Below are 22,456 nucleotides of genomic sequence, written 5' to 3' on the forward strand. Positions count from 1 at the left end.
AATGAATTAGAAGGTTGTTCGAAATGAAAATATGGAACCATTAAGTATGACGGGAAGAAATTATAATTATAGTACCGGGGAGTTTTAAAATGGATATTCAACATCTTAAATATTTTGTAGAAGTAGCCAAACAAAAGAATTTTACGAAGGCAACTGAGAGCCTTCATGTATCTCAGCCTTCCATTAGTAAAATGATAAAAAGCCTGGAAGTGGAGCTTCAAGTGACGTTGCTAGATCGTTCGGAGAGAAAAGTGGAGCTGACAGATGCGGGCAAGATTGTTTATGATCAAGCATTGAAAATTTTGCAGATGATGGAAGATATCCATTCTTCTGTAAACGAAGTCGTTCATGTAAAAAAGGGAACCATTAAAATGGGATTAATGCCGACTTTGGGTGTAATGTTATTTCCGAACGTGCTGGCTGATTTTAAAAAGGGTTATCCGCAAATTGAAATGCAAATGGTCGAATTTAGCGGGAAACAATTAGAAAGAAAAGTAGTACAAGGGGAAGTGGATGTGGGTATTACCGTATCACCAGTTGACTCTGAAGTGTTTGGATCCATCCCCTTATTCAAAGAAGAACTAGTTGTCATTGTTGACAGCGATCATTGGCTGTCGGAAAGAAAATCAGTACTTTTATCCGAATTAAAGGAGGAAGCCTTTATTCTTTTTACCGAAGAATATGTTCTGCATGATGTGGTAATGAAGGCCTGTTTGCAATCGGGATTTGAACCTAATTTAGTCTACAAAAGTTCCTTATGGGATATCGTTGGAGAGATGGTAGTGGCGCAATTTGGAATATCTGTTATTCCTAAGTCGGTAGCAAACCGATTTAAGGATCAGGTTTCTATTGTTTCGATTACTTCATCTCAGGTTGATTGGGAATTGGCATTGATTTATAAAAAGAATAAGTATCTTTCCTATGCAGTTCGGGAGTTCATTACTTATCTTCAGGAAGGAAAAACCTGACTATAACTTCATGGAATAGTTTTGATGTCTTTTATATATTTTACGAATAGTGAATCTCCAAGTAGAATGATCTATATTACATAGTGTTCTATTTCGGAGGTGTTGCTCTTGAAAAAGGGCTTAACAATTTTATTGCAAATAGGGGTTATTATTGCATTTACCTGGATCGGTGACTATATTGTCTCTCTTCTTCATGTACCTATTCCAGGAAGTATAATCGGGATGATTTTATTATTCTTCGGTCTTCATTTAGGCTTGATTAAATTAAATTGGGTGCAAGTGGGGGCTACGCTTATTATTTCCGAGATGATGTTATTTTTCATACCGGCAGTCGTTGGATTTATGGAATACTCATGGATATTTGGCATCAAAGGCATAAGTATTTTATTCATTGTTGTTAGTGGTACAGCACTTATGATGATAGCAACAGGTGTCATCTCCGATAGGATTTTAGAAAGAAAAGATGGTGAAGCAAGGAAATGGTTACCAAGATCTTTTATGTAATTATTACTGTCCTTTTTTATTTTTTGGCGAAAAAGATTAATCGGAAAAAAACAGGATTGTTATTTTCACCAATCATTCTCACTCCTGTTATGCTCATTGTTCTCCTTTTGATAATGGATATACCATACAAAGAATATGCAAATGGCACTTTTCCACTAACTAAATTGTTAGACGTTGTAACCGTTGCATTAGCCATTCCATTGTATCGAAACTGGTCGTTTCTGGCGAAAAATTGGCGCGTGATTGTATGTAGTCTTGCAGCCGGTTCCTTGATTGCTGTTGTTTTTGGCATTTTATGTACTTACCTGCTTGCAATGGGAAAGGATTATATGCTCAGTATTATTCCTCGAATTGTCACCATTCCAATTGCTGTCAGTTTGTCTGAATCAATTGGAGGGACTCCTGCCATAACTGTTCTTTTTAGTATGTTGACATGCTTTGTAGGTGTCTTCATAGGACCATCTATAATGAAGCACTTTTCCATTAAGCATCCATTGTCTATCGGCATGATGTACGGTTTGGGTGCACAGGCACTTGGAACTGCAAAAGCGTTTACAATCGGGGAAAAAGCGGGAACAACCTCCAGTGTATCCTACATTCTGACTGCCATCTTTACAGTCATCTGGGCATTAATCCTAACACCTTTTATCCATACTTTGAACGTGTAGGAAAATTGGTACCACCCCTTACATTAAAGAGCGCTTTAGTTGAACCAGCTAAAAAAAGTCGATTCCTTGAAGTGGAAATCGGCTTTTTAGATTACTTTAGTAAACTAACCTTCAAATAGTGAATCTTATAGCAATAGATCGAGAGCCTTTATTCCTTCTAACAGGAATAAAGGCTTTTTATATTTGAGAAAGGAACTATGAAAGAAAAGTATTGTATCTCACAAAGCATGTAGTTAATGGCCACTAGTTACAACTAGAGGTGACATGAGGATCTATGTAACAGAAATCAAAAAGAGGAAGCGTTTAAGTCAATCAAATAGTTATTAAGAAACAATAGTTATGTCGAATAATACAGGTCTATTTATAATGTAGAAAAACAGTGATGATGGGAGAAATCCCTCTAATAGTTGTATATTTTCTGTGATAAATTTCTGATGTTTTCCTTTTAAAGTATTCAATCTAAAACATTACTTAACAATGTGAATTTAAACAGAAAATAAATAAAAAAGAGATATTTTAATGCATTAAAAATATATTTTAGAATATTCAAAATACTACAGTCTTCGCTATTTACTAGCTAAATTTCGAATGATACATTTTGGATACCTAGTAAAATAGTTTAATTTACTAGGTTTTATTCTAAGTAGAGAGGAGCGGGGGTTTATTATTTCACTAATTGAAAAAGGGGAGAAACGAGTGAAGAAAATTCAAAAACTGAGAAAGAGTGCGATTATTGGTTTAGTTTCTTTATTAACTGTTTCAAATGCTGCGTTTAGCACATCTTTTGCAAAAGCTGAAACAAGTGATCTCGACAAACTTGTGAAGATTGAAAAATCGAACAAAAAAATTGAAGAAGTCACGAATGAGTATAAGGATAGTGACACTGTTAGGGTAATAGTTGAGTTGGAAGGAGCCCCAGCCATCTCTTACTCTACTAAAAAAGGTATAAGATATAAAGATTTAGCAAAAGAAAAGAAAACAGAATTACAAAACACTGTGAAAGAAGAACAATCAGAATTCATGACAGTTGTGGAAACAAAAAAGATTGATTTTGATGTGGAAAATACCTTCACTACTGTTGTCAATGGAGTCAGTGGAGAAATAGAATTTGGTCAAATAGAGGATCTTGAAAAATTGCCGAATGTTGAATCGGTGAGCATTGTAAATGAGTATGAAAGACCAACTGTAAAACCTACAATGCTATCAAGTAAAGACATGGTGGAAGCCATTCAAACTTGGAATGCTGGCTATGATGGGAAAGGCATGGTTGTAGGAATCATTGATACAGGAATTGATAATACCCATAAAGATATGGTTTTACAAGAAGATGCCAAACATAAATTGACATCAGGAAAAGTAGCTGACTTTGTAAAAAATAATAATCTCCCTGGGGAATATTACTCTTTGAAGGTTCCTTATGGATACAATTACGCTGATAAAAACAAAGAAATTCGTGATCTTGGCCCTGATGCTACAATGCATGGAATGCACGTAGCGGGCACAGTAGGAGCAAATGGTGACGAAACAGGTAACGGATTAAAAGGTGTAGCTCCACAGGCTCAATTACTGGCACTTAAAGTGTTTGGTAATGACCAAGCAATGCCAAACACTTTTGGAGATATTTATATTAAAGCCATTGATGACGGAATCATTCTTGGTGCAGATGTATTGAATATGAGTTTAGGCTCAACTGCAGGCTTTGTTGATTCAAATAGTTTAGAGCAAAAAGCCGTAGAAAGAGCTGTTGAAAATGGAGTGTTAATGTCTATTTCGGCTGGTAACTCTAGTCAGTTTAGCTATAATTACGGGAAAAATCCGTTAGCTTCAAATCCTGATATTGGTTTAGTCGGTGCTCCTGGGCTTACCGCCAATTCAATATCAGTAGCTTCCATTGAGAATGATAAAATCACATTAGATCAAATGACATTGAAAATAGGGAAAGAAACGTTGCCAATCGCTTATAAAACGCAGGCGTCCCCAATACCTCTAGAAGTATTTGGGAAATCGCCTGAAAAAGATGTTGTCTATGTTGGCGATGGAAGTGAAGCACAATATAAAGGTAAAGAAGTAAAAGGTAAAGTAGTATTCGCAGTCAGAACAGCAGCGAATCCAAACTATGGAGAAATTCAAGCTCAAGCTGAAAAAGCAGGTGCAGTAGGTGTCATTATTAGAGGAACTGCAGCACATGGCGATTACGTGAATATGGCACTAAATAGCCCTACAATTCCCCTTGTTTCTTTAAGTGTAGCAGATGGTACCACTTTAGAAACAAAAATCAAAGCAGCAGGCGGTACAGGAAAAGTAAACTTTGATGGGAAAATGACTACGGTTGTTAATGGTTCTAAGGGGCAAATGGCAGCTACTAGTTCTTGGGGTGTCACTCCGAGTCTTGAAATGAAACCAGAGATTACTGCTCCAGGCGGACAAATCTATTCTACTTTTAATGATGATAAGTATGGTGTCATGAGTGGGACATCAATGGCAGCCCCTCATGTATCAGGTGGTGCAGCACTGGTATTGGAAAAAGTTCAAGAATTATTCCCAGGTTTAAAAGGTATAGAAAAAGTGAAACGCGCGAAAACTTTATTGATGAATACTGCGAAAATTGTAACGGATGCATCAAATGACAACATTGCTTACTCACCGCGTTTACAAGGTGCAGGATTAATGCAGTTGAATGCTGCTGTTACAACGCCAGTATTTGTAGAAGCAAAGGGTACAAATGAAGGTAAAGTTGAGTTGAAGGAAATTGGCACTGACAAGTTCAAAATGACTGTTACAGCTACCAACTTCAGCAAAGAAGATGCAACTTATAATATAGGCGCATCTGTTTTAACTGATGCAACGAAAGGTTCAGGAACTTCAGCAACTAATGCTCTGAAGGAACAAGTTATTAAAGGTGCAGTAGTAAAAATTGACACGCCAAAGATTACTTTATTTGCAGGGGATTCTAAAGATATTACTGTTGAAATAGACCTTTCAAATGCAAAAACAGAATTAGAAAGCATCCAAAAGAATGGCTACTTTGTTGAAGGGTTTATCACGCTTACAAATGAATCTCAAGATGTCGTCTTTCCAGATTTATCAATTCCATACCTAGGGTTTAAAGGTAATTGGAATAAGCCACCAGTTTTAGATCAAATGATTTATGACACAGGCTCTTATTATGGCGTTTCAGGAACGGTAGATGATCAAGGGAGTTATCTTGGATACAATCCATTTACTAAAAAATACAGCAAAGATTTGATTGCTATTTCTCCAAATGGAGATGGAGAAAATGAAGCAGTAGCACCTGTGCTTTCATTCTTGCGAAACAGTAAAACAGTGGAATATGCGATTACCGATACAAGCGGCAATGTATTGCGTAAGCTACGTACGGATAAAGAGCAACGCAAAAATTATCATAATGGAAAAAGTAACAATTCTATTTATTCGTATAAACCATCTTATACACAATGGGATGGGAAACTGAATAATAAAATAGCAGCAGATGGAACCTATTATTATCAAGTAAAAACAAAAGTTGATTTTGCAGGTAAAGAACAACAAGTAACTAAAATCCCTGTTATTGTTGATAACACAGCACCAGTTGTATCAAACATCGCCTTCAGTAAAAATACGGGCATCCTTTCATTCAATGCTACTGATAATAAAGGAAGTGGATTACAATATCTTGAGATTTATTTAGACAATAAACTCTTAGGTTCAGTAAATCCTGGTACAGGTAATGCGTTTAAATTAGACTTACAGAAATTTGATGTTAAAGATAACATTAAGGTTGTTGCATATGATTATGCATTTAATAATAGTGGACAAGAGACGTCAAGCCCTGGAGACAATACAATTCCTTATATCGTATCTGACACACCGGAAGCCCTGGGCGTTTATGATACACGCGAAGTACCTTTTACTGGCTATGTAACAGATGCATCACAAGTAGAGTATTTGAAAATCAAGGGTGATAAATTAAACCCTACTGAACAAGATGTAGTTTTAAAATACAATGAAGTCACAAAAAAACATGAATTTGCAACACATATTACATTCACAGAAGATGGTGTGCATGACATTTTCATTGCAGGTGCCGATAAAGTTGGTAATAAAATTGAATTTAGAAGACAAGTAATTATTGATACGCAGGCACCTAGTCTTTCTATAAGTAATCTACCAGCTAATAATTTCGTACCTACGGGTGGTAAAGGTTCTACTGAAGAGCCAGAAAGTAAAGACCCTAATGATGGCAAAGAACCGAATGAAGGAACTGAAAGTAAAGATCCTATTACCGCTTCAGAAGGTGAAATGACTAATGAGGGAAATGAAAATAAGGATCCTAATGATACGAATGAAAGTGAAAAACCTACTGAAACAACAAAAGATGGAGATCCTATTGTTACAGTAACGGTTGCAGATAACTTTGATGAGTTACGCTTATTAGTAAATGGCAGTGAAGAATATACACATGAATTCGATGAGCCATATGAAATGAGATCATTAACTCACAAGCAAGAAGTTCAGTTAGTGTTAGATGAAGGTAGAAACGATATTGTCTTCGAAGTATCAGATCTTGCGGGTCATGTGACTAAGAAAACGATAGCTATTTATAAAGGGGCAGCCCTAAATGCACCATTTGTAAAATCAGTAGAGATTGCAAATGGCGGTGGGGATGTTACAGTTGAAAATCCAGCTAATATTGTTGCAGAAGCTACGGAATCAATTACGTGGGAAGCAAAAGTAATTGATCCAAAAGGAAATGTAATAGATTTAGATACTGCTGAAGGCGAAAAATATGAAGCTATATTTACACCGGATATTTTGGCTGAGAGTGGTAGTTACAAATTATTAATAGGTGCTGCTGGTAGTGCTGAAAGTGAAAAGCTAGAAACTAATTTCACCGTTTCAAATTATTTTGTAAGTGTTGAATCCGTTTCAACACGTGATTCAGACGGTAAAAAGGCCACATCCTTCACAACAGATAGCAGTGTAAGCATCAAAACAAACATTAAAAACCAAGGGAAAAACATGTTGAATCCAACAGTAGCCTTCCAAGTCAAAGATGAAGATGGTGCAGTTGTTTACTTTAAAGAAGTTAAATCGAAAGAGATTAATAGCAAATCAAGAAATAATTTTGGAATAGATATCCCGTTAGAATCATTTGATAAAGGTAAATACACAGTCGAAGTGTTTGTATGGGATAACGATGAAAATCCAGTTCCACTAGCAGATTCAAGCAACCTCGAATCATTTACAGTTAACTAATAAAAAGAATAGGGAGGCAGAAATTGCCTCCCATCTTCTTATCTACGAATATGGGAGTGAATGTTTTGAAAAAAAGCCTAATCACAAGCTTAATTGCTACTTTCTTATTTTTAAATGTAGTTTTTCCCGCCTTAGCAGCTAGTAGTGTAACAATTACAGTAAATACTGACACCTCACAATATACTTCCGGAGATAAGATAAATGTATCGGGAGTGGTATTAAAGGACGGGAAAGCAGGAACGGGAACGGCTCCCCTTATGCGAGTAAAGAAAGGGGATACAGTCGTTGAAACTTACCAATGGAAAGATTCTGAAATGGATGGAAACGGCAACATATATAAAACTATATCTCCTAAGAAATACGAGAGTGGATCTTATACGATTCAAATTACTGCAAAGAATGCAACGCCTGCAATTGCTACTTTTGAATTAACAAATACAAATCCAGTTTCAAAAAAGAGCATAAGTGTGCAAAGTGATAAATCTAAATATGAAATTGGTGATAAGGTCCAACTAACTGGAAAAGTGACGCTTGATAATAAGCCTGTCAGCAATGAAACTGTTGATATTTTTATTGAAAGAGAAGGCGTAAAAGTAAATACAGAGAGTGCGGTCAAAACAACTAAAGGTGGGACATATAGCTTTAGTTTTGACTCTTCAAAATCTAAAGTAGGTATGTACACAGCTTCAGTTAGCCTGGCAGATAAAAGTATTACTGCAAAAACAAATGCTTTTGAACTGGTTGCTAAAAAAACTACACCAGATCCAACACCAAAGCCAGATCCAGATCCAACAACACCTGTAGTACCAACACCAAAACCAGATCCAGTTCCGACGATTCCATTGGATCCAACACCAGTTCCTGACCCAACAGTGACTCCACATGCCCCAGAAGTCAATGTAGTAACATCTGAAAGTATGGAAATTAAGGGTACAGCAGATGCAGGTGCACTGGTAAAAGTAACGGATAAAAATAATTTCTATGGACAAGCCGTTACTAAAGCCGATGGTACTTTTTCTATTCCATTGAATGTAAAGATTAAAGCAGGAACAATTCTTTATGTAACGGCAAATGCTTCTGATAAAGTGAGCTCTGAAACAACGATTATAGTCGAGGATAAAACACCTCCAACGAAACCAATTGTCAAGACAGTCACTGACAAAGACCGTAAAGTAAATGGAACAACAGAAGCTGAAGTAAAAGTAACTATCAAAGTCGGAGGGAAATATATCGGTACAGGTTATTCAGATAAAAACGGTGTATTTTCTATTACTATCAATTCTCAAAAAGCAGGTACTATCCTAACATTTACTGCAACAGATGATGTAGGAAATACAAGTGCTTCTCAGAAAATGATAGTAATAGACAAGACTGCACCAAAAACACCTTCAGTAAATTCAGTGAGAACAACATCTACCAAGGTAACTGGGAAAGCTGAAGTTGGTTCAAAAGTCTATGTGAAAGCGGGCAATAAGATGATTGGATCAGCTACAGTATCTAAGAAAGGTACTTTCTCAGTCGCTATTAAAAAACAGAAAGTGAATACGAAGTTGTCAATTTATTCGAAAGACAAGTCAGGTAATGTAGGCAAAGCAAAAGTGATTACTGTTAAGAAATAAGAAGAATGAAATATAGTGATTTGAAATGAAGAGGGATATCATGTGAAGTAAATTCTTAAAATGATGAGTTCAGGGGTATATATCGAATATTTGTTAAGTAAAGATTTGCTAAGATAAATCCTTCAATTTCAATAATCAAAAATAATTGAGTTTTTGTTTTGTGTTCAGTTCCTTTTATATACGTAGCTATAAAGACAAAGGGTGAAGTTACCTAGTCTTTTATAGCTACGTTTTTTATTGAACGATTTAAATACCTTTATTCTTTCTCTACTATTAAATGTTGACCCGCAGATAACGGGGGGCATACTGGCAGGAGATATTATCAAGGCAGTCAATGGCAAGAATTTGGTGGGAGAAGCTGTTCAAATAACGAATGGGCTTATTACGGGAAAAGAAAATACCAAAGTAACATTGACCATATATCGCTCAAAAACAAACAGTACATTTACGAAAACGTTTATCCGTAAAGTCATCAACATACCCAATGTTGAAACAGAAAACTAGCAGGCAACATTGGATACATACGTCTTAATAGTTTAACGTTAATCTGGTTAAGCGATACTTAGTAATCAATCTCACACTTTTAGTAGAAATTGCAAAAAACTTACGTAATATAGTAAATCTAAAGAGCCAGCGATTTATGTGAAAATCGCTGGCTCTTTAAGTATTCTTTCATTTTTTTTAAACTCACATTATATTCAATTATTTTTAATGGATACTAGTATCCATTAAAATATGCAGCTAAATCCATCATATCGCGTGTGCCAATCGCGATATCTGTTATATAACCTTTACCCGATTTATAGCTACGGAAGCCGATATAGTAGACACCTGATTTATAAAGCTTGTTTTTGGTACCATATGTACGATTCCCAACAGGATGACCAAAATACTTTATCATTTGTTTGTGCGTTAATTTACCAGAATAACTGTTAGAAATGTACTCGACATCATCAGTACTTTTAAATTTATACGAGATTGTACCAGTATGTGGATTAAATTGTTCAAATCCATACATAGTACCGCCTCTTTTAGCATAATAGACATTTACAGCTTCGGCAACAATAGCTTTACCCGGTACCGATTTCTTCAATTCTTTGTAAGACATACCGACATAGCCTTTATTACCAAGAAGTTGCCCTTTTTTTGCAGCACTTTTAAACGATTTGTTTACTTTAATGCTCTGCGCATGAGAATTAATGGGTACTACAACTGCACTTATTGAAAAAAGCAGTACAAAAGCACATAGAAAACGCGTAAGAAACTTCATGGTTATCACTCCCTTTATTATGAAATATATGTATTTATTTTATAATATTGGACATGGAACGTCAAAAAAGGTATTTATAGGTCTTTTAATTTAAACAAAGCGATCGATTTCCGTATCATCACAACCGTTTGTTTTCTGTTAGTGTTTAGATGCCATCTTCTTAAATTTTGGCATTCGGTATCACCACATTACTCAAGCAACTCCGCATTAACATAGTGTATTGTGAAAAGTAGTAGAATATTAATATTACATAACTATCATCAATTTCAATATAATGGTAAAATAAATAATAAACTTACTAGTATAAGAGGGATACCATGAAAAAACTACGGATTTATGTATTAAGTCTTATTGCCTTATGTGTTTTCTTTACGACATCGGTTGCTTATGCGGCAGAACCACTGGATGAAGTGAAGCAGTTAGTGAAAAAGTACTATTATCCAAATGTGTCAGAATCAGTGTTAAATAGTACTTCTATCGGGGATTTAACAAAACAGCTAGACCCGTATTCCGTTTATATGACGAAAGAGGAATATAAGGATTTTACGAATTCGATTGATATGAAGTTAGTCGGAATCGGTGTGACCATTGAAGAACATGCTACTGGATTGAAAATTATCTCTACTATTAAAGGCGGACCCGCAGATAACGGGGGCATACTGGCAGGAGATATTATCAAGGCAGTCGATGGTAAGAATTTGGCGGGAGAAGCAGTTCAAACAACGATTGGGCTTATTACGGGAAAAGCAAACACCAAAGTAACTTTGACCATATATCGCTCAAAAACGAACAGTACATTTACGAAAACGTTAATCCGTAAAGTCATCAACATACCCAATGTTGAAACTGAAAAACTAGCAGGTAACATTGGTTACATACGTCTCAATAGTTATGCGGAAAATAGTAGCAAAGAGATTCAAAAGGCTATTAAATCAATGCCTGGTATGAAAGGGTGGATTTTTGACTTAAGAAGTAATGGTGGTGGATACATTACTGCAGCTGAAGAAGTGATTGGCTTGTTTCCGAAGGCGCAAGTAGCTTATTTGTTTAAATATAAGGATAGTGAAACCTACTACACAGAGCCGATAAGGCAAAAGATTAGATGGAATGCACCCGTATCAATTACTATGGATGCTAACTCTGCGAGCGCTTCTGAAATGACAGTAGCATCACTAAAAGATCAAAAAGCAGCCAAATTATATGGGCAAACAACATATGGGAAAGGTGTTATGCAGCAAGTATTTCCTTTAAAAGATGGTAGCCAGTTAAAACTAACCATCGGAGAGTTCATGGGACCAAACTACACTAAAATACAAAAAAAAGGCATCACACCAAATGTTAAAACACCAGTCGGTAAAGAAATCGAATATAGCCACCGAGATTTCTTAAAGCAACAACTAAAAGGGTATAACAAACTCTCGAATATTAATCAAACAACAGCTCAGAAAACGATCACTATAAAAAGTAGTACGAAAATGAACTGGAGCACACTGAAAGATACTAAAGTATCACTACTACAAATTGCTGGCAAACAACAATCAATTAAAGTTCAAAAAACATCAAACCAACAATTAAAACTAACACCAAACAAACAGCTAAAAGCGGGTACTAAATACTATGTTGTACTAACGAGTAAAACGAAAAAGGCCAAAAGTGCATATGCAGAGCTTAATATTTCTAAATAACCAAATTACTCTAATCACCAAATCAAACGATACTATTAACAATAATCCTCCAATGCTTAATTGGGGGATTTTAGTCTCTAAAAGGGATAATAGCAGTATACAGTTTATAAATCATGGATCTCTTTTACTTAGTCAATAAAAATCCATTAAAACAAACTGCTAAATTGGATGTAAGAAAGACATTTTGTACATCATAAACAAAACTGAAACCAATTAATAAGAGAATATATATGAGGTGATTTTTATAATGAAAGAATTCAAAATAACATACTTCTTTGATGAAGAGCATTATATTAGAAGGTTTATCCATATCGAGTCTCAAGAAAAGGCGGAAGAGCTCATTCAAAGTGAGAGGGAGCAATATATAACGTTTACGGATAGTAGAGGCATATACCACGAACTTCATACAAGTAATGTTCGCGTAATTCAAATATCTGAATACTTCAGAGTGGACAAGAGTAAAAAAACGTTCAATTGAATTGAGTGTTCCATACATTACACTTATAAAAACCTGAGCTTGAGGGAACATAATGGCATACTAAAATGGAGGTGTCTTTATGAATAATAATGGCAAGGGCAATTTTACGTCTTCTGGAACAGATATTGATGAGGTAAAAAGAAAAAATGCAGAGTCCGGCATGTCTTATAATGAAGTAAAAGCAATGCTTGCAAGAAATGGCGGACAAGATACTGCAATGTATAGTGATACGAATAGTGAAGAAGTAAAAAACAAAAATCAAAACCAATATCCAAATTAATTGTGAAACCATGTTAGTTTAAACAATGGGCACAATTTAATCCCTAAACTCTTTAGAGGTTAGGGTTTTTTTGTATAGAGAAATATGTGATGTAAAAAGAACATGCTATATGCAGCAGTGTTTTAACGGGGAAAAGGAATTGAAGGAAGGCTTGATTTTGATGAAAAGAAACAGGTTATTACTACTTCGATATACCAATTTGAATAAAGAACTCTCATAAATTCTTTCTATACAACATTTAATATAGGAAGAGATGAGTAAGTGTTCATTACTATCTCGATAGTATCAAAAATAATAGTGAGTCCTTCATTGATGTCAGTATAGTAAGACCATAAGAGGAAAGACAAAAAAATACGTAGCCACTTTTTACATGACTACGCATCTTATTAATTATTTATTTACTCGCAAGTACCCAGTGACCAGGCTTAACTTCTTGCAAAGTACCTTGACTGAAGTCATAAGTCTGTACTTCTACCGCTTCTTTTTTTAATTTCTTCGATTCAATAGAAGGATCAGGAACAGGTACAGCAGCTAATAATGATTTTGTATACGGATGAATCGGGTTGCTATAGAGCTCTTCACTATCTGCGAGTTCAATAATTTTCCCTGCGTTCATCACCGCGACGCGATCACTAATATGCTTCACCATCGACAAATCATGTGCGATAAACAAATACGTTAAGCCGAGCTTTGCTTGCAAATCCTTTAGCAAATCGACGACCTGAGCTTGAATGGAAACATCGAGTGCAGATAGTGGCTCATCACAAACGATAAATTTTGGGTCAACAGCTAGAGCTCTCGCAATGCCAATTCTTTGACGTTGGCCACCAGAGAATTCATGTGGATAGCGCATCGCATGTTCTTTTTGTAAGCCAACTAGTTCTAACAATTCTTCCACACGTGCAAGTCGTTCAGCTTTTGTTTTACATAATTGATGAATATCTAAAGATTGACCTATAATATCCAACACCTTCATGCGCGGGTTCAAAGAGGCATAAGGGTCTTGGAAAATAATCTGAATCTCTTTGCGCAGCTGTTTCATTTCCTTCTTATTCAATCGATTAATAGCCATACCTTTGTATAAAATTTCCCCGTGTGTAGCTTTTTGTAGCTGTAATAGTAATCGACCAGTAGTTGATTTTCCGGAACCAGATTCACCAACAAGGCCTAATGTTTCGCCAGGTTGGATTGAAAAGCTAATAGAATCGACAGCTTTTAATGTACGACCACTGCCAAGTGGAAATACCTGATTTAAATCCTGTACTTCAATCAGTGGTTTATCAGGGTTAATATCTGCTGGTAAATGTAGCTTTCCTTTAGGTTTTTTCTTTTCATCCATACGAGGAAGTGCATTCAACAATTTCTTTGTATATGGATGTTGAGGAGAAGCGAAAAGCCCCTCAGTCGTATTCGTTTCAACAATTTGGCCTTCTTTCATAACGACGACACGGTCACACATACCGGCAACTACACCTAAATCATGCGTGATTAAAATAATCGAAGTATCAAATTGTTGTTGCATTTTTTTCATTAAGCGCAGTATTTGAGCTTGTATAGTTACATCTAGCGCAGTAGTTGGCTCATCAGCAATGAGTAATTTTGGTTGGCAAGCGAGAGCCATAGCGATCATGGCACGTTGACGCATCCCCCCAGAAAATTCATGTGGATATTGATTGTAACGTTCTTCGGCATTTTTTATCCCTACGAGTTGCAGCATTTCAATTGATCTGTTTTTCGCTTCTTTAGAAGTAAGCTGTTGATGTTTTGTTAGGATTTCATCGATTTGCTTGCCAACTTTAATCGTGGGATTCAGAGATGTCATTGGATCTTGGAAGATCATACTAATCTCTTTTCCGCGAACTGCTTCCATTTCGGGATCAGTAAAATTAGAAATCGTTTCTCCTGAGAATTCAATAGAACCGTCAGTCATTAACGCAGGTGGAGAAGGAAGTAAACGCATAATGGAACGTGCAGTAACACTTTTTCCAGAACCAGATTCACCGACAATTCCTAAAGTCTCTCCTTTATGTAATTCAAAAGAAACTCCTTTAACCGCTTCAAAAACTTCGTGATTTGAGACAAATGAAATATGTAAGTTATCAACCTTTAAAATACTATCCATATAATAATTCCTCATTTACTGAAAATTTAAAATAATTATGTTGACTTCTAATAAGATAAAATTTATACTTTGTTTCTAATAGTATACTAAATTACTAGGAATAATCAAGATTAAAGGAGTGATTTTTCTGAAAATAAAAAATGAGCGGATAAAAGGCAGTTTAGAGAATGTTTATAGCAATCTAAGCTCTCTCCTTTTTTATAAGTACATAATATTCTTGTTAGGTTTACCAGTTCATATCGTCATGTGGTGCATATATAAAACAAAATATAAGAGCACACAATATCAGCAAATGCTATTTGAACATATGGAAAAGATAAAAAAATCTTCTACATATAGTGAACTGATTCAGCGGTATGAGGAACAATATCGAAGTAAAAAGCTATATTTTGATGAAACCATCCGTGAACAAGAAATGCAGGAGGAAGCAACAAAGCTTGCAAATGAAAGAGTATTGAAAATGGCGCAAGCCGAACTGGAAACAACGGATCAAAGCAATACAAACTATCAGCATTTCTTTGCAAAATGCTTACAAAATAGAAACTTTGTTATAGTGAGTTTTATACCAGGTATTCTTATGTATTTGTTCTTAATGATGTATGCTAGACCGCTCGTTCGCTATATTTTCGAACGATTAGTAATGACTATTTTTGTAATTATATCGGTTACCATCTTTGTATTCTCTATTTTGCATTTTTCTCCTGCTGATCCAGCGGCAAATATTTTAGGAGAATCAGCAACAGCTGAGCAGCGAGCAGAGTTTGATCATCGATATGGCTTAGATCAATCGTACTGGGTGCAATTATGGGATGCGACTAAAGGGATTCTGACGTTAGATTTAGGCTATTCCTATACAGGCAATGAAGATGTAATGGCAAGCATTGCAAACAAATTCCCTGTCACACTAACAATCGCGTTTTGGTCATTATTAATGGCTATCGTAATAGCGATTCCAGTTGGGATGATATCGGCAGCGAAGCCCAATTCCTTTTGGGATTATAGCTTTATGTTTATCGCCTTAATTGGCTTATCTATTCCTAACTTTTGGCAAGGACTTGTGTTCATTTTGAACTTCTCTATAAAATGGCACATACTACCAGCTACGTATTCTCCAGGTGATTGGTTATCAATCATAATGCCTGTGATTGTATTAGGGACAGGGTTAACAGCGTCTATAGCGCGAATGACTAGATCCTCCATTTTAGAAGTAGTGAACGAAGAGTATATTGTGACTGCGAAGGCGAAGGGTTTAAAGCCAAGTCGAGTATTTATCAACCATGCTTTACGTAATGCAATCATTCCTATTATTACAATTATCGGGTTGCAGTTTGGTGGCATGCTAGGCGGGGCAGCAGTAACAGAGAAAGTATTTAATATTAGTGGTTTAGGCAGTTATATCGTAGATAAACAATTCGTACCAGATATTCCTTCTATATTAGGGGGAGTTGTCTACATTGCCATCACGATTTCGATTGTAAACTTAGTAGTTGATATTCTATATGCTTTCTTAAATCCAAGAATTCGATCGCAAATGAAAAATACTTAACGAGGTGTATGAAATGACAACACAACAGGATTTTGCTTTAAAACGATCGCAAGAGTATAAACATGCACTCTTTGTTTTAGTTATTTCAATTGCACTAGTACTTGTTTTTTTAGTGAATGCCTTTGATGTTACAGAGGGAACATGGAACAAAGTGTGGGGCTCCTTGACAATTGCTTATTTAGTAATAGCATGCTGGCAAGCTATTATTCTATTTTGTATGAAAAGAGATTTACTAAATACGGGGGATATTCAAAAAAGAACAAGGGTAATGAGTGCAGTAAACTTACTAACTATTTTAGTGGGGAATGTTTTTACGACAACCTTCGCCTTCCGAATGTTGCGTCGCAAAGCTTCAATTGAATATACGCTTTCTTACTATATGTTGCTGACCCAATTGTTAATTGTTTCAGTGTCATTATTAAATCTATTTAAACCATATGTATCAGACATGTTTTTACTTTCAATGGCTGTATTTATTTTATTAATCATCTTTGATGTCGTAGCTGTAGTAATCTTCGGCAAGGTGGATACGGACTATCAAATTAAACCTGTATTTAAATGGTTAGGTATTGCTTTAATCGTAACAGGGTTTTCTGGAAATATATTTGGTTTTATTTTAGGGTATAGCGTGTTATTAAAAAGTACAAATAGAGATATGTCAACAATTGAAAAGTGGAATAAGATTTGGTCTAAAATCACAAAGAATTTCACAGCGATGCTAGGCTTACTGTTTGTAATTTTCACATTTGCTATTTCAATCGCTAGCTACGGTACATTTGTTTATGAATTTGCTGTAGAGAACAATTATGAAGCCATGTTATTAGAGCCAAGTTTAGCCAATCCATTTGGTACAGATAACTTCGGACGAGATGTGTTTTCACGCATTATTTATGGTGCACGTATTTCATTAATTGTTGGAGTAGTATCAACACTTATTCCATTAGTTATTGGTGGCTTCCTAGGTGCTATTGCTGGCTATTACAACAAGTCAATTGACAACGTCATCATGCGTATTTTGGATGTTCTTTATGCGGTTCCTGGTATCTTACTTGCGATTGCTATTATTGCCGCATTTGGTGCAAATACCGTCAATTTAATCATCGCATTAAGTGTAGGATCTATTCCTACCTATGCAAGAACAATGCGTGCAAATGTCATGATGGTATCCAATTTAGAGTTTGTAGAAGCTGCAAAGGCTTTAGGGGAAGCAGATTGGAAAATCATCTTTAAACAAGTAGTACCCAATTCATTTGCTCCGATGATTGTCAAAGCAACCCTAACTATTGGGGGAGCTGTTATTGCGACAAGCAGTCTTAGCTTTTTAGGCTTAGGCGTGGAACCACATATTCCAGAGTGGGGCAATATTTTAAAAGTAGGAAGCATGTATCTTGAAACCAACCCTTATTTAGCGATTTTCCCGGGGATAGCCATTATTTTATTAGTACTTTCCTTTAACTTCTTAGGAGATGGGTTAAGAGATGCTTTAGATCCAAAATTGGATTGATAAATATTATGTATGGAGGAATTCAAATGAAAAAGAGATTAGTACTTTTTTTAGCAGCAGTAGTACTCGTTTTAGCAGGATGTGTTAATACAAAATCCGATGTTAAAAAAGATGAATCAAAACCATCTTCCGAAACAAAAAACACGTCTATTGAAATTTTAGGCATGAGCACAGGTGAAGATGATTTAAATATTCTACGTGACCAACTAACAAAGAATGGATTCAATGTAAAGTTAAACATTCAACCTGATTACGGTAGTTTCACTGCGCAAAGAGATGCAGGTAATTATGATTTAGCGCTAAGTGGATGGACTACAGTAACAGGGAATCCTGATTACGCTGTTCGTTCATTGTTTACAACTGATGGGGACAATACTTTATTTGCAGATGAAGAAGCAGATAAATTAGTAGAAAAAGCAAGTACACAATTAAAAGAAGAATATACACAAACATATAAAGATTTAGAACAGTTAGTAGTATTTGATAAAGCTTATATTGCCCCACTTTATACTTCATATAAAGCACAAGGCGTTAACAACCAAGTAATCGATGAAAAAACGTTACGCTTACCAAAATCAAGAGCAGCAGTTTGGGAAGCAATCTCATTCAAAGATAAGGCTAAAAACGCAACACAACCTTTACTTGTTCAACAAGGAATCGGTGCTTTAACTTCGTTAGATCCGATTAAAGGAAATGACGGTTCTATCAATACATTAAATACAAATATGTATGTGCGTTTAGTAAATTTAACGGATGATGATGAAGTTGTATCAGACGGCTCATTGTCGTTAAATCACGCGATTGCAGATGGCAGTAAAGATTATTACTTCTTATTACGTGATGACATTCAATTTGCATCAGTTAAAGACAAAAAAGCAGTTAACTCAGGTGAGCGCGTAGGAGCAGAGGATGTAAAATTCTCACTTGACCGTGCTAAAGACAAAAATTCTGTACCTGATCACCGTACGTATAGTCTTCATGAAAGCATGAAAGACATTTCAATCGTTAGTGACTTAAAAGAATTAGATGTAAAAACAACAGATGGTCAATCGACTGTTCGTGAACAATTAGAAAAAGGTTTAGATAAAAAGATTTCAACTTTAGTAACAGATAAAACAAAAGCAAATAATGGCTCTGGTGCCTATCAGATTGTTAAAGTAACGACTGAAAAGCCATTCCCACAAGTACTAAATTATTTAGCACACCAATCTGCTGGTATCGTTTCTAAAAAACAAGTTGAAAGCATTAACACGTATGATGTAGCAAAATACGATGTTAACAAAGACATCGCTTATGGTGATCAAAAAACAATCACTGAAGGAAAAGATTACAATAATGCTATTTATGCAAGCGGCCCTTACATCTTAGTTTCTAAAAATGATTACGAAGCGAAATTTGTGAAAAACCCTGCTTACATGAAAGGTACAGAATATGAGCCGAAAATTTCAACAATAACAGTGAAATTTATTCAAGATCCAGAAAGTGCATTATCTGCATTACGTAACGGTGAAATTCATATTTTAAATGGCGTTCCAGAAAGTAAATACGATATCGTGAAGAAAGACGACAAACTTACATTGCAACAAAATAAAAGTAATGGTGTCGCATATCTTGCCTTTAATATGAAAGACCGTGATGTGTCTAAGAGTGTAGCATTACGCCAATCAATCTTGTATTCAATCAATCAAGAAGAAATTAAAAACTTCTATCAAGGTAACAAGATGAACGCTGTTTCAACATTGAGCCCTCTTGTGGAAACTGGATTAAAACTAGAGGCGGATAACAACAAAGCAAAAGAATTATTAAAAGAATACCAAAGTGAGAAGTAACGATTTCACTTAACGAATCATCCCCTAATCTTTTTGGTTAGGGGTTTTTAAATTTTTCTTTAATAATATATTGATGAGAATATCGTTAAAATGCTAGAAAGATAAAATTGTCATCAAATTTCTATGGCTATTGTGTAATTTAACATCAATCCTAAATATAAAACCCATGAATTTTAAAAAATCCCTTTATTATACTATTATTGGGTATTTTGATATACTATTCTTAATGGAAAGTAGAGTGTGATATCTATTAAGGAGGATTTTAGAAATGGGGAAATTTAGCTTGAAATTCGTTAAGCCTGTAGCTTCTTTCGCAATCGGAGCTGCGATATTAACAGGATCATTTGCAGTAACGGAAGCTACCAATACAGCGTTCGCTAAATCTGCGACTATCACGATTACAAAAGGTAAATTAGTTTCGGTGAACACAGGTAAAGCTGTAAAAGGCTATAAATCTTTCAAAAATGTCTTATACAAAGACGGTAAAAAATTTACGGGACTTTATAAAAAAACGTATTACAAAGCAGGTATAAAAGGAACAGGTCTCTATAAAAACGTCTATTACAATGTAGGTAAAAAAGGGAATGGATTATTCGGAAAGAAATTGTATCAAAACGGTAAAGAATTTACAGGTATTGAAAGTGCCTCTGGAAAATTGTATGTAAAAGGAACGGTGGCAAATGGTGTAGTCCTTTATCAAGGTACTAAAAAACTATATAAAAACGGATTTGTTGTTTCGACTACAATTAATGCAGTGAAAGTAATCAATAACACTACGATTGAAGTCACATTTGATAATGCACAAAAAGTTAGCGAAATTACTGCTGGACGTTTTGTCATTGACGATTTAAATGTGATAAATGCTGCGATAAAGGCAACTGATGACAAAGTGGTTGTATTAACAACTTCTCCACAGCAAGGTGGCAGAAAGTATACAGTAGCACTTGATGGTGTCAAACAACCAGAATTTGTGGGGGTCTCGGCTGTTATGCCAACAAAGGTCTCTTTAAAAAATGCTTCCCTTCAAGGAATTTTAGGTTCGCAAGTAACGGTTGAGGCGCAAGTAGAAGTAGAGAATGGTCAGCCAAAATCTTATATTCCAGTAACATTTACGATTGGAAATGCAGCGGATACAAGTAAGAAAACAACTGTCGAAGTTCTAACAGACGAAAATGGTGTAGCCAAGTATAGTTACATACAGCATGTCTTTACTCAAGATTCTGTATATGCATATTCATCTGTAAACTCTGGCGTGAAATCATCCGAAACAAAAGTCTATTGGGGTGACTCTGAACGTTTAAGAATTACGGATGTGACAAAGGAATCTACAGTAGCCAACAATTCTAAAAAAGTATATAAAGTGAACGTTAATCCAGTAGATGCATCAAGTGATACAAAAGGTAAATACGTCAATGTTACATTTGCTGAAAACTTGAATGTAACATCAGATAAGATTAATCGCAAAGCACAGATTGTAGAGAGTAATAAGACAACACCTTATCAAACTGCAACGACTCAAGCAGGAGCAAAAGTGTATGTTAATGCTAAAGGTGAAGGAACTTTTACAATTACGGGTGCTGGTACATCTGTAACGCCTATAGTATTTGCGAATGGTAATGATTCGTTAGAAAGATTAGATGCAACAGAATTACAGGCAAAAGGTTCAACAGTTAAGTTTGAAATTAAGCATTCAATGGCTATAAATGTTGAAGCGCTTGGAACAGAGAATGCTTCTAACGTTTCTACTGCAAAAAATGTCGTAGTTGGTAATACATATGGGGCAAACTTCGGTGGTCGTCAATATGTAGCGACGTTAACGGACGTAGCTGGTAATAAAGCTCCTGCTAAATATCCTGTTAAAGTAGCGTTAAAAGGTGACACAGAAACAGCTTTTATTTTCCAAGATAACAAAATAATAACGCCAGATAGATATGGTAATTACACATTAGTAACGGATAAAAAAGGTACTGTAGCATTTACAGTAATTAATAGAAAAGTAGATTCTTATATTATTCCAACAGTATTTATTGATAATGCTTCTAGTGCGGGAACTGGCCAACTAGATGAAGGCGATTTACAACAAACAGCACCACTTACTTACTTTAACGAAGCAATCGTAAGCATAGCTAGTATGAAATTCGTTAATGCAAATGGTGAGGATGTAACTTCAATTTCAGCGGAAACACCAGTGACACTAAACTATCAAACTGTAGATCAAAACGGCCTACCATATGCACCTAAAGTCAGCAGTACAGTTACGTTTGAATTTAAGTCAACATTCGCTACGGTGATGTTATCTAACGGAATTAATAAAGTAATTACGCCTGAAAGTTTAGATAACAGTCAAGTAGTAACATTGGGGAACAATGGAAGCATCACATTTACGCTTAGATCCAATCTTGCGGATATAGTGAATATCGAAGCAACCTCTTCAGATAGTCTCATCGTACCTGCGACTGCTACTTTAAAAGTGTTTGATCAAGCAAGTGCTTTTGAAAGAGCCAATAGTGTAACAGATATTGATGGGATGCTTTCTGCACTATATGAAATGGATACTTTAAAGGATAAGTTAAGTAGACTAGATGTTGTCAAAAGTAGAGAAATTGCAAAATACGTTCTAGAAAAACGCCCTGCAGGAGCAGGTTATGCTAAACAATCAGATTTAGAAAAAGAATTCAATGTAAAGTTCAATGGACTATAAATAATGAATTTTCCACAAAGCCCTTC

15 protein-coding genes are annotated in these 22,456 nt (G+C 35.5%); 13 read left to right on the forward strand and 2 right to left on the reverse strand.

The window, feature by feature from the left end; all coding sequences use genetic code 11:
• Positions 1-89: 89 nt before the first annotated feature.
• The 6 genes from ACQKM9_RS00590 (at position 90) to ACQKM9_RS00615 (ending at position 9,519) form a co-directional block, all read left to right on the forward strand.
• Positions 90-968 carry a LysR family transcriptional regulator gene (locus ACQKM9_RS00590; RefSeq protein WP_427731707.1) on the forward strand — a complete coding sequence of 293 codons (879 nt, stop codon included), beginning with the start codon at positions 90-92 and terminating at the stop codon, positions 966-968.
• A 108-nt stretch (positions 969-1,076) separates the two neighbouring features.
• On the forward strand, positions 1,077-1,472 hold the full coding sequence (locus ACQKM9_RS00595) for a CidA/LrgA family protein (RefSeq protein ID WP_427731709.1): 396 nt from the start codon (positions 1,077-1,079) through the stop codon (positions 1,470-1,472).
• Positions 1,448-2,140, forward strand: coding sequence for an LrgB family protein (locus ACQKM9_RS00600; protein WP_427731711.1), 693 nt, complete (start codon positions 1,448-1,450; stop codon positions 2,138-2,140). Before ACQKM9_RS00595 ends, ACQKM9_RS00600 begins: the two co-directional genes overlap by 25 nt.
• A gap of 696 nt (positions 2,141-2,836) precedes the next feature.
• Entirely contained in the window at positions 2,837-7,396 is a 4,560-nt protein-coding gene (locus ACQKM9_RS00605; RefSeq protein WP_427731713.1) for a S8 family serine peptidase, read from the forward strand.
• 65 nt (positions 7,397-7,461) lie between these two features.
• Complete coding sequence (locus ACQKM9_RS00610) at positions 7,462-9,015, forward strand: Ig-like domain-containing protein (RefSeq protein ID WP_427731715.1); 1,554 nt, start codon at positions 7,462-7,464, stop codon at positions 9,013-9,015.
• A 237-nt stretch (positions 9,016-9,252) separates the two neighbouring features.
• Positions 9,253-9,519: a hypothetical protein gene (locus tag ACQKM9_RS00615; protein ID WP_427731717.1), complete on the forward strand. Its 267-nt coding sequence runs from the start codon at positions 9,253-9,255 to the stop codon at positions 9,517-9,519.
• Between the two features lie 214 nt (positions 9,520-9,733).
• Here the strand turns inward: ACQKM9_RS00615 and ACQKM9_RS00620 are convergent, their stop codons facing one another.
• A complete protein-coding gene (locus tag ACQKM9_RS00620) occupies positions 9,734-10,285 on the reverse strand; it encodes a hypothetical protein (protein ID WP_427731719.1) in 552 nt (183 codons plus the stop codon).
• Positions 10,286-10,602: 317 nt separating this feature from the next.
• Here ACQKM9_RS00620 and ACQKM9_RS00625 point away from each other — a divergent pair, with 317 nt between their 5' ends.
• From ACQKM9_RS00625 to ACQKM9_RS00635, 3 genes are all read left to right on the forward strand, one after another.
• Positions 10,603-11,970: a S41 family peptidase gene (locus ACQKM9_RS00625; protein ID WP_427731721.1), complete on the forward strand. Its 1,368-nt coding sequence runs from the start codon at positions 10,603-10,605 to the stop codon at positions 11,968-11,970.
• Between the two features lie 247 nt (positions 11,971-12,217).
• On the forward strand, positions 12,218-12,448 hold the full coding sequence (locus ACQKM9_RS00630) for a hypothetical protein (RefSeq protein WP_427731723.1): 231 nt from the start codon (positions 12,218-12,220) through the stop codon (positions 12,446-12,448).
• Positions 12,449-12,527: 79 nt separating this feature from the next.
• Positions 12,528-12,728, forward strand: coding sequence for a gamma-type small acid-soluble spore protein (locus tag ACQKM9_RS00635; RefSeq protein WP_427731725.1), 201 nt, complete (start codon positions 12,528-12,530; stop codon positions 12,726-12,728).
• 394 nt (positions 12,729-13,122) lie between these two features.
• Here ACQKM9_RS00635 and ACQKM9_RS00640 read toward each other — a convergent pair whose 3' ends face one another.
• The gene (locus ACQKM9_RS00640) at positions 13,123-14,850 is read right to left on the reverse strand and encodes an ABC transporter ATP-binding protein (RefSeq protein ID WP_427731727.1); all 1,728 of its coding nucleotides are present in this window, start codon (positions 14,848-14,850) and stop codon (positions 13,123-13,125) included.
• A 307-nt stretch (positions 14,851-15,157) separates the two neighbouring features.
• Here ACQKM9_RS00640 and ACQKM9_RS00645 point away from each other — a divergent pair, with 307 nt between their 5' ends.
• From ACQKM9_RS00645 to ACQKM9_RS00660, 4 genes are all read left to right on the forward strand, one after another.
• Positions 15,158-16,396, forward strand: a complete 1,239-nt coding sequence (locus tag ACQKM9_RS00645; RefSeq protein ID WP_427731729.1) for an ABC transporter permease — start codon at positions 15,158-15,160, stop codon at positions 16,394-16,396.
• A gap of 13 nt (positions 16,397-16,409) precedes the next feature.
• The gene (locus ACQKM9_RS00650) at positions 16,410-17,900 is read left to right on the forward strand and encodes an ABC transporter permease (protein ID WP_427731731.1); all 1,491 of its coding nucleotides are present in this window, start codon (positions 16,410-16,412) and stop codon (positions 17,898-17,900) included.
• 26 nt (positions 17,901-17,926) lie between these two features.
• Complete coding sequence (locus ACQKM9_RS00655; protein ID WP_427731732.1) at positions 17,927-19,729, forward strand: ABC transporter substrate-binding protein; 1,803 nt, start codon at positions 17,927-17,929, stop codon at positions 19,727-19,729.
• A 268-nt stretch (positions 19,730-19,997) separates the two neighbouring features.
• Positions 19,998-22,430 carry a hypothetical protein gene (locus tag ACQKM9_RS00660; RefSeq protein ID WP_427731733.1) on the forward strand — a complete coding sequence of 811 codons (2,433 nt, stop codon included), beginning with the start codon at positions 19,998-20,000 and terminating at the stop codon, positions 22,428-22,430.
• Positions 22,431-22,456: the final 26 nt, after the last annotated feature.

The sequence above is a fragment of the Viridibacillus sp. NPDC093762 genome (genome assembly GCF_050279675.1).
In the GTDB taxonomy this organism is placed as follows: domain Bacteria; phylum Bacillota; class Bacilli; order Bacillales_A; family Planococcaceae; genus Viridibacillus.